Origin of the sequence: Pseudobutyrivibrio ruminis CF1b, from assembly GCF_000424005.1 — a bacterium.
GTDB classification, from domain to species: domain Bacteria; phylum Bacillota; class Clostridia; order Lachnospirales; family Lachnospiraceae; genus Pseudobutyrivibrio; species Pseudobutyrivibrio ruminis_C.
The window spans coordinates 1-14,491 of sequence record NZ_AUJB01000006.1; the positions used below are offsets into that span (position 1 = coordinate 1).

Here is a 14,491-nt window from a genome sequence, read left to right on the forward strand (position 1 = left end):
AAAAAACTTTAATAATAGTCATTTTTTGTCAGGAAGCGTTCTGTAAGTCGCATACCTTCGTTGTCCAGTGACAAAATAAGGAACTTGCAGGCAAATTTTTGTCAGAGCCATTCTTATAAATTGCATATTCTCGTTATCTTTTGACAAAGGGCCTCGCCACAGTCCTATTTTTTTGAGCTTGTTTGCCTAGTATCTGCCAAAAGAGGCGCTGTCAAGAGGCGGCGAAGCCGAGCCGCCAGGCCTTGCACTTGACTGGGACTCTTGGCAGATAGAATGAACAAAGCTCAAATAAAAAGAGGCCTAGCCTTCACTGACTAGACCTCTGGGTTAAACTTCTCTTTATTGAAGTTTAATCTTAATGCAGATAAGATTTTTATTTACTACTGGAAACGTTTCCAGTCTTGTGATATTCTACTTTTAGACATCACGCAAGGAGGGTATTTTATGGAATTTGGCAAGTTATTGGGATATGTAACCGAGGACAATCAGGTTACAGTCAAATATGAAAATCAGGAAGTAATTATTCAGGTAATTACAGAAGAAATTATCAGGGTATTAGTTCCTTATTGGATAAAGTATTACAAGTCAGTTGCCATCGAGGGTAATCCACAGGTGCCTGTTGATTTTGAGGTATCACAGGCAGAGGAACATCTTTCTATTACAACAGGCTCGGTTATTCTTCAGCTGGGGGATGATTTTAGCTTCAAATTTATGGATAAATTCTCAGATGAACTTCTTTCAAGTTATGATGGCAGCCGTACTATAATGGGTGGATTGTCAGAGGAAGCGTTGGCACTTCTTATTGCTGAAGGGCATCTTTTCAACTCTGACCAATATAAGAATCATAAGGTGCAGCAGCTTTTCAAACTTAATCCAGAAGACAGATTCTACGGCACAGGTGATAAGACTGGCTTCTTAAATAAGCGAGGCTATGCTTATGAGAACTGGAACTCAGACATTCCGCAGATGCACATGGAGAACATGCCAGCTCTCTATAAATCAATTCCATTTATTATTGGAAAGCGACCAGGCTACACCTATGGTCTTTTCTTCGACAATACTTTTCACAGCTATCTGGACCTTGGTAAAGAGAGTACTGAATATTTCTGCTATGGGGCAGATGATGGAAACCTTGATTTCTACTTCATGGCGGGCGAAAAGATGACAGATATTGTGGAGCATTACACATATCTTACAGGTCGTGCGCCACTTCCACAGCTTTGGACATTGGGATATCACCAGTGTCGTTGGGGATATGAGAGTGCAAAGGACATTCGTGAAGTTGCCACAAAGATGCGAGAAAACAGAATCCCTTGCGAGACTGTCCAGTACGATATCGACTACATGGATGGCTTCAGAGTATTCACTTGGGATGAGGAAAAATACGAGCCAAAGGGACAGCTCATTAAGGAACTTGCAGAGGATGGTTTTAAAGCAGTTTGCATAATTGACCCAGGCGTAAAGGAAGATAAAGGTTACTTCATGTACGACGAAGGCATGGAGAAAGATTATTTTGCCAAGGATAAGGATGGTAAGGTTTATGTAAATGAAGTTTGGCCAGGGGATTCTGTGTTCCCAGACTTTGGTAAAGAAGAAGTAAGAAACTGGTGGAGCAAGAGTCATAAGAAGCTTGTGGACATGGGAATGCAGGGTATCTGGAATGATATGAATGAGCCTGCCAGCTTTAAGGGACCACTTCCACTTGATGTACAGTTCCATGTAAATGATAGAGAGACTGACCACAGTGAGATGCATAATGTATATGGTCATTTTATGAGTAAGGCTACTTTCGAAGGTATGAAAGAGCTTACCGGAAAGCGCCCACTTGTTATCACACGCGCATGTTATAGCGGCTCTCAGAAGTATACTGCTGTATGGACAGGTGACAATCAGAGTGTATGGCCACATCTTCAGATGCTGATTCCACAGCTTTGCAACCTGGGTATTAGTGGATTTCCTATTGCAGGAACAGATATAGGTGGATTTGGAGGAGATACAAAGCCAGAACTTCTTATGAGATGGATTGAGGCTGCAGTATTCTCAACATTCTTTAGAAACCACTGTGCAAAGGGTCACAGAATGCAGGAACCATGGCACTTTGGCGAAGAGACTGTAAATGTATATCGTAAATACGTAGAGCTTCATTATCGTTTTCTGCCATATATTTATGATTTATTATTTGAGTGCCAGCTTACAGGTCTTCCTGTAATGCGTCCACTAGTTCTTCACTATGAGGATGATGAGAACACATACAATCTTAATGATGAGTACCTTGTTGGTGAAAATATGCTTGTAGCTCCAGTTGTAGATCAGGGTGCTTCAAAGAGAATGGTATATCTTCCAACAGGCACATGGATTAATTATTGGACAAAGGAGCGCCATGCTGGTGGAAATTACATCATTGTAGATGCACCAATTGACATTCTTCCAATCTTCATCAAAGAGGGTAGCATCATTCCTATGTATGAGCCAGTGCAGTATGTAGGTGAAAAGCCATACGATACATTGGAATTACTTGTGGCGGGAGAAAGTGCCTGGGGTTCACATTACCAGGATAATGGAGAAGATTTCTCATATCTGGATGGAGAATATAATCTCTATAGTTTCACATATGAAGATGGAAAGCTTGAGACTGATATGCTTCATGAAGGTTATGAGAAATACAAAGACATTAATGTTATAAAGCTATAGAATAAAAATGGAGAGCGCTAAATGCTCTCCATTTATTTTATACAATATGATTATATGAATAGGATTAACATTGCAGTTAATCACAAAATACTGTTGTTTGTCCCATTTATTTTGCCCTAAATAATGACTTTGTGTATTATACTAACTAGAGATTTCAGAGGAGGAAATGTTTATGGACGGAATAATGACCATGTCTGGAGTAGAAACCAGACGCGGAATTAACGGAACAACACTAAAAATAATTGCATTGGTTGCAATGTTTATAGATCATTTTGCTGCGGTTATCTTGGAGAACAAGCAGGCGTTGCTAATGAATGCAGCGCATTTGGATAGTCTTGACGAGCAGGTAGCATGGGTTACTAGTCATCCAATGTGGACATTTGGACCTATTATTTTAAGATTAATTGGTAGATTTGGATTTCCGTTATTTGTATATCTTTTAGTGGAAGGATATACACACACAAGAAGCGTAAAAAAGTATGCTTTAAATCTTGCAGCTTTTGCAGCAATCTCAGAAATACCATTTGACCTTGGTTTTAAGAACAAACTATTTTATCCAGGTTATCAGAATGTTTTCTTTACATTGTTACTGGGACTTCTTTGCATCTGGGCTATGGATGAATTCGGTGCTAAGCGTGAATGGAATAAAAAAGTAGCAATGTTGTTTATCCCATCTACACTTGTATTAGGAGCTTTTATAGGTTATTTATTTAGTGTTAATAATCCAGGGATGATTATCAATGAGGTTATGAAAATACCTGTATATGTTTATTGTGCTGTAGGTGCTTTGGTTACCTTTATCGTTTGGACATTACTTGGAAGAGGCTGGGATAGTACAAGAAGAATTAATTTTGTGGCTGCAGCAGTGAGCATTTCGGTATTCGGAATGATTGCTGAATTCCTTAAGACAGACTATTCAGGTATGGGCGTTCTTACAATTGCAGTCATGTACATTTTTAGATCACAAAAAGCAAAGGCCTTTGCTTTTGGCTGCACAGTGCTCACAATATTGAATCTCTCAGAAGTAACTGCATTTTTCATGCTTATTCCTGTTCGTAAATATAATGGTGAAAGAGGTCCAAAGATTAATAAGTATATCTTCTACGCCTTTTATCCAGTTCACATAGGCTTGTTGTATTTAGTGGCTTATGCATTGGGTGTTGTAGGATTTGCAATCAAATAAATAGGAAAGCATGAAAGAAAAAGTGACCACCTTGGCGTGGTCACTTTTTTTATATTTAATCTTTTGATAATGCAAACTCTATCTCATCAAGTTTATCTGTAATAGAATTAACTTTTCCGGTTCTTTCAAATCCCATTCTTAGATAAAGGCGTTCCGCATTTACGTTATTTTCTAAAATCCATAGAGTAGGAGTGGTGGTGCATTGGCTGATAGCAAATTGTAAGAGGGATGTGCCATATCCCTTATTCTGTTCATTTGGTAGAATGTATAAATCCTCAATAAGGCTGTCAGTTATGGATACTACTCCAATTGGGGCATCTTCAACTAGCATAAAGAATTTGCTGCCGGCGTCTACTTTATTTCGTATATACGATAACTGTCTTTCTGGCGAATGAAGTTCGATGAAATCTTCTGAGCAAAAAGAGCGGTGAGATTCTTTCCATGAAATAGAATGCACTGTAGCAGCTTCTAATAAATTATTTTCGTTTACTTCAACTATCATTAGATAGCACCATCCTTATTTCTGTGATTGGGGAAACAAGTTCAATTGTTTCCTCTCTACCGTCACATTTAAAACCGCATTTTTCATAGAAGCTTATGGCACGCTTATTATCCTTTAAAACCCACACTGCAACTTTGGAATATGTGGATAAGTGATCTAGTGCTTCATGCATAAGTTTGTAACCTACACCCTTGCCATAATATTGTTCCAAAATATAAATAGCAAAGATTTCTCCAGTGTTTTCAAGCTCATCATTTCTATATTTACCAAAGCCTGCAAAGCCAATTACCTGCTCATTATTTTTGGCCACAAGGAGATTATCTGGCCATTGAAATGCTATGTCTTCACATTTTTCAAGAGTAAGGGCATCAAGGTATTCCTGACTTACAATCCCAGTGTATGCTTCATGCCAAGCTTTCCAGTGAACATAGGCTTTGCCTTTTGTTTCTTCAATTGTTTTCATGTTTTTTATGGTAATGTTCATGTGGTACCTCAAAAGTACTGCTTCTATTTGATATTAATTGCTTTTTTCAATATATGAAATTTAACCCTATATATTGAAAAAAGTAAGTGGCTCAAAGGTCAGGCAGTGATTTAAGCTATTTTCATTAACCTAGATTCTTAATCACTGGTAATCGGAAAGATCAATCCAATATCTCTCTAAATAAACGTCCTCCTCAGGCTCATATACAGTGGACTCGTAAACACCTCCATTTTTTAGGATGGTGCGTTTACTTCCTTCATTGCCCTGAATGCAGGTGATAAGAACCTTATCAATTCCTAAGGCGGCACATTCCGGCAAAATGCTTCTAAGCATCTGAGTGGCATAGCCTTTTCTTCTTTCGCTAGGGCAAACTGAGTAACCTATATGACCTCCAAACTTTCCTAAGAAATCATTCAAATGGTGCCTAATTTGGATTGATCCAAGCATCTTATTGTCCTCTGATCTTACAAGGATAAACTGTGAGCAAGGAACCCAGTTAGGTGGAGTAGTTTCAATATGCTCTAAGGCATGTATTTCATCTATCCAATCTTGAGAGTTATCATATCTTCGTAGATGACCGCAACCATCCATGGAATCACCTGACTCAAGAAATGCTTTTCGGTATTCCTGTATAGCATCAGCATATTCCATAGTTGGACATATCAACTTCAAAGGAGGTCTCCAAGGCTTTGGAGTTAAAAGAGTAGTCTTGCCAATATCAGGCAGAACATCATAAATAGAGCAGCCCATTTGTTCCTCGAAGTGCTCCTTTATGTCAAAAGCAATTTCCCAGCCTTTTTTTATACAGTACTTGTAGCCTTCATATACATGTGTAGGAATATCAACAGGTCCAAACTTTATACGTCTACCGATATCATGTAATAATCCTAAAATATATGCTTTCTCAGCATCCATGCCAGGTATTTTCTCAGCAATATTCCTGGCAGCTATTCCTACATTTTCAGAATGCTTAGTCCAAGGTCCTGGATTAATTCCCCCAGCAATTTCCAATTCTTTTAATGCGTCGTCTATTGTTGGTAACATTTTATCCCCCAGTTCGAGTTATCTACACTACGTATAATTTGGTAAACATTTTACCCTATTTGCTTTCAAATAGCCATAAAAACTAATAGCTATTTCCAATGCAATAAAGTACAATGATTAGAAAAATTACCTAAAAATCATATGTACTTAATGAAGGAGGCTACCATGATTTACCTGAAAGAAGCTAATATTGAGGATGCTAAAGCAGAGTATGAAATGTTTGCCCAGATGCCGGAAGATGAAAATGGATTTACAAATCCTGAGTTTGGTGCCAGCTTTGATGAATACGTAAATACGATATTGCCTAAGAAGATTAACAATTCAAAGGGATTGGATTTGCCGGATGGATTTGTTCCTCAGACTGACTTCTTTTTATGGGATGATGATAAGGTGGTTGGTCTATTTAGACTGCGCCATTATTTAAATGATTTCCTCAGAGAAAATGCAGGACATATTGGATATGGAATACGTAAGGATTCTAGAGGTAATGGTTACGCAACAAAAGGCTTAGAGCTACTTCTCGCTGTGGGCAAAGATATAATTGAAGAAGATGAATACTATTTATCTGTTCATAAGGATAATAAAGCTTCTATCAAAGTACAGATGAGCAATGGAGCTAAAATAGTTCGTGAAGACGAAATCAACTATTACACTAGAATTGCTAAGAACTAATAAATAATAAGAACTGGCACCTGAGCAAAACTCAAGTGCCAGCTCTTTTTTATTTTTAATTCTCTTGGATTTATGCGCCCTTGTGATGAGTTAACTTTTGCTTAATTGAATGTTTAGGAGACACTTGGTCGGTATCACGTCTTTCAGTGGCATAATTTTCATATGCTTTCTTCTCATGAGTCTGTTGATTCCAGATTTTATCTGCAACTGGAGCCCATTCAGCCGCATATTTATCGCATTTACTGCAAAGATGTTCAACGCTTTCCTCAGATTCCTCATTGGTGCCATGAGCACCAGAACGTTCAACCATCTGTCTTAATAGCTCAGGATTTTCAAGCATAGGACATGGTCGTAAATGATTTTTGTTGAAAGGCTGTCCCTTGTGGTATTCCATGAATAAAGGACTTTGAAGCATTTCAAGAATAGAATGAGTGTGGATATTTGTATTTGAAAAATGTACAAACACGCAAGGCTCAGCATCTCCGTTTGAGTTGATATGGAAATAGTTGCGGCCTCCTGCGATGCAGCCACCAACAGCCTCACCGTCATTCTGGAAATCCATTGGGAAGAATCCTATATCGCACTTATCACTTCTTAAGTATCGAATTTGTTCTACCATTTTTGCACGCTGCTCAACAGTAGGCATGAGCTCTGGAACAGCATTGTTTCCAACTGGCATATAGTGGAAGAAGAAACCAAATCTAGCACCCTTATCAGCGATAAATTTAATAAATTCTGGATTTGTTACAGCTTCAATATTTTCTCTTGTGTAGCAGATAGAAGTGCCATAAATAATTCCGTATTTCTTGAATAAATCCATAGCATTCATTACTGCATCATAGTGACCGCTACCACGTCTGGAATCATTTGTCTCAGGCGTACCTTCTATAGAAAGCTGGAAGGTTATATTACCAAGTCGCACAACTTCCTTACAGAAATCGTCGTCAATAAGAGTAGAGTTATCATAGATTGAAAATTCTACGTCATTGTGCTTTTCAGCAAGCTTGAGCACATCCTTCTTTCTAACAAGTGGTTCTCCACCGGTCATCATATATAAATATATACCCAGCTCTTTTCCCTGAGTGACGATTTTATCCATATCTTCAAAGGAAAGATTATGCTTAGGACCATAAGTGCCAGACCAGCATCCCTTGCAGTGCATATTGCAGGCACTGGTAGGATCAAAAAGAATCAGCCATGGAATATTGCATCCATATTTTTCTCTGTTTGCTCTGATGGTTTTTGTTCCTCTGAAAAAGGCTTCATAACCAAGATTAAGCATAGTCATCTTTGCTACATGTGGGTCAGTTTCATCAACGACCGTATTAATGAATTTTACCCATCTGTTATCAGGATCCTTGAAAGCCGCACGAGCAGCTTCTAGCTTTTCTTTGCGAGCCCCATTCTTCCCAAAGAAAAGTTCTGCCTGATCTACAAGCTTTAGATATGTCTCAGTTCTATTTTCTGTATCATCAAGATTAGCAAGAAAATGATCTATCAATTTACTAAAAGCCTGTCTTTCCGCTTTGTGTTTTACATCCTCAACAAAATTCATACTTGTCCCCCTTTTTTTCTAGTGTTACAATTGTTCTGATGTTACAAGTGTAACGTCAATTTTCGTAAAATACAACAGAGTGGGGCACGGACATTACATAAAGAAAAATATTGATTTGGTGTTACAAAATGGCTGATTTTGTAACAGAATGGGGTGGAATTATGGTGGAAAATAAAACAGAGTCTGTAACTGAGTTACAGAAAAAAGAAGTTCTCAGAATGAACAATAGGGAATCAAATCAGTTGACCAGGGAATGTCTGCAGCTGGCGATGATGCATCTCATGAGTGAGCATCCATATGACAAGATTACAGTTAGTGAGATAGTAAGACGTGCGGGAGTTTCAAGAACTGCATTTTATCGCAACTATGCCGATAAGGAAGAAATACTTCGAGAGCTTGGGGACAAGCTTATTAACAGCATTTCAGATTTATGTGAAAAGCCAGAGTTCCATGAAAAGCCTCAGCTGTGGTTTGAAGATGTATTCCGTACAGTTCGAGAGGACAAAGAAATCATTTCACTTTTTGACAAAGCTGGAATTCTTCAGAATGAACTTTTTTCCGGCAAATCTATTTTTGAACTGCTATACCCTACAAAGGATACAGAATTAAAATATATCAGAATTGGCGCTGAGTCAGCCTTCTTTCAAATTCTCATAAGCTGGTTTAGGGATGGCATGAAGGAAGATGATAAGGAAATGGCCACTATTTGTGTAGAGCTTTTCGATAATATTTTGAAGAAGTTTGGATAAAAAATGCTCCGCGGAAATGAGTCCGCGGAGCTTAATTTTTAGAGTAACAATTTATGCCTTGCCATGTGTCATCATTCCGCCATGGTGATGATGGAATAATGTCACTATGATAAGAATATGGTGCATATAATACATTGCAAAATATATGGTGCTATTTTGGTATAAAAGCACATATGTGGTATACTGTTACGGAAAAGGAGATTGTGGTGATGAGAAAGATAAACGCTTTATTAGCTATTGCATGTATTGCACTTGCAATCACAGGCTGCAAAAATACAGTTTTCAATCCAGTTCCAGAGGAAGAACCGGTAAATCCGGTTGGTCAGGAAACAGAGGAAGCGCCTCAGAATGCTGTTGGAGGCAGGCCTGAAATATTCTGCAGTAAGGAATATTTATTTGAAGAAGCCTATGCAGATGGTGTATATACAGACCCATATTTGACAGGTCATTACGATAAATATGTATTGTCACCAGAGACTAAGGATGCATATCCTGCATTGGCAGAAGCATTTGAAGCCAGCATGAGTGACCGTGTTATGAAATATCAGGAGCTACATGATGAATACCTTGACGTGAGCAAACAGCAAAGGGAAAGTGGAGAAGTTAATACATTTATTCTTGAGTCAGACCTTTTCATGAGAAGAGCAGATGAAAAGGTAATAAGCTTTGTGGATCAATGTTCTGAGTACGCTGCAGGAGCCCATGGTTATACTGGCTATAACAGCTTTAATTTTGATGTGCAGACAGGAAAAGAGCTTTCACTTGAGGAGGTGTTAACTAATAAAGGGGCCTTCCAAAAGGAATTGTTTAAGATTTTAACAGATAAATACGGAGCAAGCGAATTTAATTACGATTTGGATAATATACTTTCAAGGATGAACTTGAATGAGTACAAGTGGGCATTTGATTCAAATGGCATTACTTTCTATTTCGCAAATGATATCGCAGCTTACGCATCAGGTGTACTGACAGTTAGCATGCCATATGATAGCACTCTTTTTAAACAGGACTATGTGCCTGATTCAAAGGTCGGTTATATTTCAGAAATACCACTTTATTTTCCAGATAGCTACCATATGGATATAGTTGATGGTCAGGAAGATAATATAACAATCACACCTAATTATGACCCAGAAAACCCAGACATGTATTATATTCAGTCTTTGACTATCAACAAGGATGGTGAGACATTTACTACTGATGATTTATATGTATGGGATGTTGATGCATTTATTATCCATACACCAGATGGTAAAGAAAATCTTATGATTATGACCACAGGTGACAGTGATTATAACTGCAGTTATGTTTATTCTTTAGATGGTAAAATCCAGCAGGTATCAAATGATTACTTTGATCAGGGCGAGACAGGAACAACTGATGACTTTTATGAAATAGTTCCATGTGACCCAGCTAATGTAGCATTTGCAAGTCGCTTTGATATGCTTTGTACATTCGATGGCACAAGATACTATTCTTTTGAAAGTGATGGGACATTTACACCTTTAGAAAAATTTTATAAGGCTATGATTTCAAAGCAGTGTGATTTGATATCAAAGGTAGAGCTTACAGTTCCTGTAGTAGACGAGGCAGGTGAGGAAACAGGAGAGACTGTCACACTTCCAGCAGGAGAAGCTTACAGCATCATTCGTACCAATGGAACTGATGAGGTGGATTGTACAATAAAAGACGGACGTATCATTCGTTTCCACTTGGAGGACCCACTTGGTGAAGGATATGTTAGTGATATAGAAATAAATGGCATGAATGCAGAGGATGTATTTGAAACTCTATGGTATGCCGGATAATGAAAAGAGGTGTTCTTGATTGAACACCTCTTTTTTAAAGAACTTTTTCAAGATTAAAATTCTCATCAAGTATCAGTACATCAGCTTTCGCACCAACTTTTAGGCTTCCCACTTCAGGGTAGATTCCAATACTTTTTGCAGGGGTAACACTGGCAGCCTTTATAGCATCCTCAGGTTTAATACCAAATTCAATAGCTCTTCTCATACAATCAAAAAGATTGGTGGCTGAGCCGGCCAGAGTGCCATCTTCCAAAGTGGCGTGGAAGCCTTTTTTGATAACATGCTGCTTACCAAGTTCGTAATCGCCATCAGGCATTCCGGTAGCTTCCATGGAATCGCTGATGAGACAGATTCGGTTCGAGCCAAAGAGCTTGAAGATGGAGCGAATCATTGCAGGATGGATATGGATTCCATCTGAAATAAGCTCCACAAAAACATCTTCATTATCAGCAGCAGCTCCATAAACTCCAGGATCACGATGATGAAATGGTGGCATGGCATTGCAAAGATGTGTGACGTGATTAGCGCCTGCAGTAAATGCAGCAGTAGATTCATCATAGTTCGCATCTGTGTGTCCCACTGAGATGGTAACCTTATCGTGAAGCTTTTCTATAAATTTCTTCGAGCCTTCCACTTCTGGTGCAAGGGTAACAAGTTTAATAAGATTTCCGGAAGCCTTGAAAATTTCTTCAAACATTTCCACATCTGGTTTGGAAATATATTTTCCATTCTGTGCCCCCTTTTTGCTGTCTGCAATAAAAGGCCCCTCCATGTTGATTCCTGCAATGTGAGACAACTCAGGTGAAGGCTGAATTTCGGTAGCAGATTTAAATATTTCCAAAAGCATTTCTTTTGAAAGTGTCATGGATGTAGGACAGTAGCTGGTGATGCCACAGCTCTTTTCATATTTTAATATATCCCTTAATCCTTCAGAATCAGCATCACAGAAATCGTGGCCAACAGCACCATGAGAGTGTATGTCTACAAGACCCGGAATAACGTATTTACGATTTGCATCAATTTCTATTCCGTCAGCTTTGGCAGAATTTATATTATCAGTGATTCGACCATCATCGACCAAAATATCTTTTATTTCAAAATGACCATCATCGCAGAAAACATTTCCATTTTTGATAATCATAGGATGTGACCTCCAGAAGTAATTTTGTGTTTCTTTAATATAAGTGAAAGTGCGGCTTCATCTGCAACTACGGTTACATTGTTGTGAAGCTGTAGGATGGAGCCAGGGCAGGATGGAGTAATTGGACCATAAAATGCATCATACATTGCCTGAGCTTTTGCCTCACCTGAGGCAATAAGAAGTATGCTTTTTGCCTGCATGATATTTTTGATTCCCATGGTATATGCGAATTTTGGCACTTCATCAATTGACTCAAAAAATCTCGAGTTGGCCTGAATAGTGTTTTCGCTAAGGGCTACACAGTGAGTACTTTTATCGAAATTGTTACCAGGTTCATTGAATCCTATATGTCCGTTTCCGCCTATGCCAAGAAGCTGCAAATCTATTCCGCCAAGATTTTGAAGGACAGTGTCATATCTGGCACATTCTATTGCATCATCAAATTCCAGACCGTTTGGAATGTTTATATTTTCAGGTGGAATATTCACATAGTTAAAAAGGTTGGTATGCATAAAGTAGGCATAGCTTTGAGGATTGTCCGCAGAAAGTCCTTTATATTCATCCAGATTTACGCTTCGTATTTCCGAAAAATCCAAATCACCTTTGTTATACCATTCAATAAGCTGCTTGTATGTTCCGATTGGAGATGCACCAGTGGCCAGTCCAATGACCGCATCAGGTTTCATAATAATCTGTGCTGAAATAATGTTGGCAGCTTTTCTACTTAAATCATTATAATCCTTAGCTTTGTAAATTCGCATGATACGCACCTCCTATGACCTAATTATATGGTTAATTTGTCAAAAAATAAATAATGAGAATATTCTAAATATAAAAACAAAATGATATAATTGTCATATCATTTAACGAAGGGAGATTGAGAATTATGATGAAGTATTTACAAAAAATCGGTAAATCATTGATGCTTCCAGTAGCTGTCCTGCCTGCAGCAGGTATCCTTTATGGCCTTGGTTACTGGATTGACCCAACAGGTTGGGGTGCTAACAGTATCATAGCAGCATTCTTAATTAAGGCTGCTTCTGCTATCATCGACCAGATTCCTATTCTTTTTGCAGTAGGTGTAGCTGTTGGTATGGCGAAGGATCATGATGGAACCAGTGCTTTAGCTGGTATCGTTTCATTCCTCATGATTACTACACTTCTTAGCACTGGTGCAGTTGCAATGTACAGAGGCGTTGATACAGCTGAGGTTCCAGCAGCTTTCGGAAAAATCAGCAATGCCTTCATAGGTATTCTCTCTGGTCTCATTGGTTCCAGCTGTTACAACCGATTTAGAAGTACCCAGCTACCGGATTGGCTGGCGTTCTTTAGTGGTAAACGATGTGTTGCTATTGTAACTGCTATGGCATCTATAGTTGCATCTATAGTTCTTTATTTCGTATGGCCAATTATCTATGGTGCCCTTGTAGCTTTTGGTACATCAATCCTTGGTCTTGGACCAGTGGGCGCAGGTATCTACGCTATGCTTAACAGAGCATTGATTCCACTTGGATTGCATCATGCTTTGAATGCAGTATTCTGGTTTGATACTGCAGGAATCAACGATCTTGGCTTATTCTGGTCAGGCGCTGATGGAGCAGTAAAGGGTGTTACCGGTCAGTACATGACAGGTTTCTTCCCAGTTATGATGTTTGGTCTTCCAGCAGGTGCACTTGCTATGTACCACACAGCAAAGGATTCAAAGAAGAAGGTTGCAGCTTCATTATTAATGGCTGGTGCCGTTGCTTCTATCTTCACAGGTATCACAGAGCCACTTGAGTTCTCATTCATGTTCATGGCTCCTGGACTTTACCTTGTACATGCAATCCTTACAGGTATTTCTGCAGCAATCTGTGCCGCTCTTCCATTTAGAGTTGGTTTCAATTTCTCTGCAGGTTTCGTAGATTGGCTTTTGAGCTTTAAGGCTCCTATGGCTGTAAATCCTTGGCTCCTGTTGCCAATAGGTGCTGCATTTGCAGTTGTATATTATGTATTATTTAGATTCGTAATTACGAAGTTTGACCTTAAGACTCCAGGACGCGAGGATGACGAGGAAGATGAAGAGAATATCGAAATCGGTAATTCAGACTTTGAGTTGATGGCAACTATAATTCTTGGTGGACTTGGTGGAAAAGCCAATATCAAAGAGATTGATTATTGTGCTACCAGAGTTCGCGTAGAAGTTGAGGACTACACTCAGGTTGATGAAAAGAAAATTAAGAGCTCAGGCGTACCTGGTATCGTAAGACCATCTAAGAATACAGTTCAGGTTGTTGTAGGACCAAAGGTACAGTTTGTATATGATGAGATTAAGAAACTGATGTAAAGATTAGTTTATCTGATTAAGAGAAGTCGATATTTACCGGCTTCTCTTTTTATTTGTTTCAACCTGCATGCTACAGTTTATATGGCCTTGTCTTGTATCAAGAGCAAGCCCTTCGGGAGCTGCGCTCTCTTGACACTGCACCAATAGCCATATAAATGGTAGTCAAGCAGGCTTGAAACTGGGATTGTGGCAAGTCACAACCTCTAACCAAGGTCCCTTAAGATTGCTTTATCAATTTGTAAGCTATAAACCAAGTGTTTTCGCTTGTCATTGATAAAATAACTAAGCTTGAGATGTCTAAATCATAAGATTTATCAATGGAGCTTCTACTAATCG

General features: G+C 38.7%; 12 protein-coding genes. 6 read left to right on the top strand and 6 right to left on the bottom strand.

The genetic code is table 11. The features are described from left to right. Positions 1 to 444 precede the first annotated feature (444 nt). Both G592_RS0102205 and G592_RS17765 read left to right on the top strand, forming a co-directional pair. A complete protein-coding gene (locus G592_RS0102205) occupies positions 445 to 2,691 on the top strand; it encodes a glycoside hydrolase family 31 protein (protein ID WP_028246367.1) in 2,247 nt (748 codons plus the stop codon). A 172-nt stretch (positions 2,692 to 2,863) separates the two neighbouring features. Then, a complete protein-coding gene (locus G592_RS17765) occupies positions 2,864 to 3,874 on the top strand; it encodes a TraX family protein (RefSeq protein WP_028246368.1) in 1,011 nt (336 codons plus the stop codon). A gap of 55 nt (positions 3,875 to 3,929) precedes the next feature. Here the strand turns inward: G592_RS17765 and G592_RS0102215 are convergent, their stop codons facing one another. The 3 genes from G592_RS0102215 to G592_RS17770 form a co-directional block, all read right to left on the bottom strand. Beyond that, on the bottom strand, positions 3,930 to 4,376 hold the full coding sequence (locus G592_RS0102215; protein WP_028246369.1) for a GNAT family N-acetyltransferase: 447 nt from the start codon (positions 4,374 to 4,376) through the stop codon (positions 3,930 to 3,932). Next, a complete protein-coding gene (locus G592_RS0102220) occupies positions 4,366 to 4,860 on the bottom strand; it encodes a GNAT family N-acetyltransferase (RefSeq protein ID WP_028246370.1) in 495 nt (164 codons plus the stop codon). Before G592_RS0102220 ends, G592_RS0102215 begins: the two co-directional genes overlap by 11 nt. 141 nt (positions 4,861 to 5,001) lie before the next feature. Continuing rightward, positions 5,002 to 5,904: a GNAT family N-acetyltransferase gene (locus tag G592_RS17770; RefSeq protein WP_081660287.1), complete on the bottom strand. Its 903-nt coding sequence runs from the start codon at positions 5,902 to 5,904 to the stop codon at positions 5,002 to 5,004. Between the two features lie 165 nt (positions 5,905 to 6,069). On the opposite strand from G592_RS17770, the gene G592_RS0102230 reads away from it, so the two are divergent. Further along, positions 6,070 to 6,576: a GNAT family N-acetyltransferase gene (locus G592_RS0102230; RefSeq protein WP_028246372.1), complete on the top strand. Its 507-nt coding sequence runs from the start codon at positions 6,070 to 6,072 to the stop codon at positions 6,574 to 6,576. A 70-nt stretch (positions 6,577 to 6,646) separates the two neighbouring features. Here G592_RS0102230 and G592_RS0102235 read toward each other — a convergent pair whose 3' ends face one another. Next, entirely contained in the window at positions 6,647 to 8,131 is a 1,485-nt protein-coding gene (locus G592_RS0102235; RefSeq protein ID WP_028246373.1) for a radical SAM protein, read from the bottom strand. A gap of 128 nt (positions 8,132 to 8,259) precedes the next feature. Here G592_RS0102235 and G592_RS0102240 point away from each other — a divergent pair, with 128 nt between their 5' ends. Together G592_RS0102240 and G592_RS0102245 are read left to right on the top strand one after the other, a co-directional pair. Next, complete coding sequence (locus G592_RS0102240; RefSeq protein WP_028246374.1) at positions 8,260 to 8,880, top strand: TetR/AcrR family transcriptional regulator; 621 nt, start codon at positions 8,260 to 8,262, stop codon at positions 8,878 to 8,880. A 209-nt stretch (positions 8,881 to 9,089) separates the two neighbouring features. Beyond that, a complete protein-coding gene (locus G592_RS0102245; protein WP_028246375.1) occupies positions 9,090 to 10,688 on the top strand; it encodes an RsiV family protein in 1,599 nt (532 codons plus the stop codon). Between the two features lie 34 nt (positions 10,689 to 10,722). On the opposite strand, the gene nagA is transcribed toward G592_RS0102245, so the two are convergent. Together nagA and nagB are read right to left on the bottom strand one after the other, a co-directional pair. Beyond that, on the bottom strand, positions 10,723 to 11,829 hold the full coding sequence (gene nagA / locus G592_RS0102250) for an N-acetylglucosamine-6-phosphate deacetylase (RefSeq protein ID WP_028246376.1): 1,107 nt from the start codon (positions 11,827 to 11,829) through the stop codon (positions 10,723 to 10,725). Further along, positions 11,826 to 12,590, bottom strand: a complete 765-nt coding sequence (gene nagB / locus G592_RS0102255; protein ID WP_028246377.1) for a glucosamine-6-phosphate deaminase — start codon at positions 12,588 to 12,590, stop codon at positions 11,826 to 11,828. The genes nagA and nagB overlap by 4 nt, the downstream gene beginning before the upstream one ends. Before the next feature lie 125 nt (positions 12,591 to 12,715). Between nagB and nagE the strand changes: the two genes are divergently transcribed. After that, the gene (nagE, locus tag G592_RS0102260) at positions 12,716 to 14,155 is read left to right on the top strand and encodes an N-acetylglucosamine-specific PTS transporter subunit IIBC (RefSeq protein WP_028246378.1); all 1,440 of its coding nucleotides are present in this window, start codon (positions 12,716 to 12,718) and stop codon (positions 14,153 to 14,155) included. Positions 14,156 to 14,491: the final 336 nt, after the last annotated feature.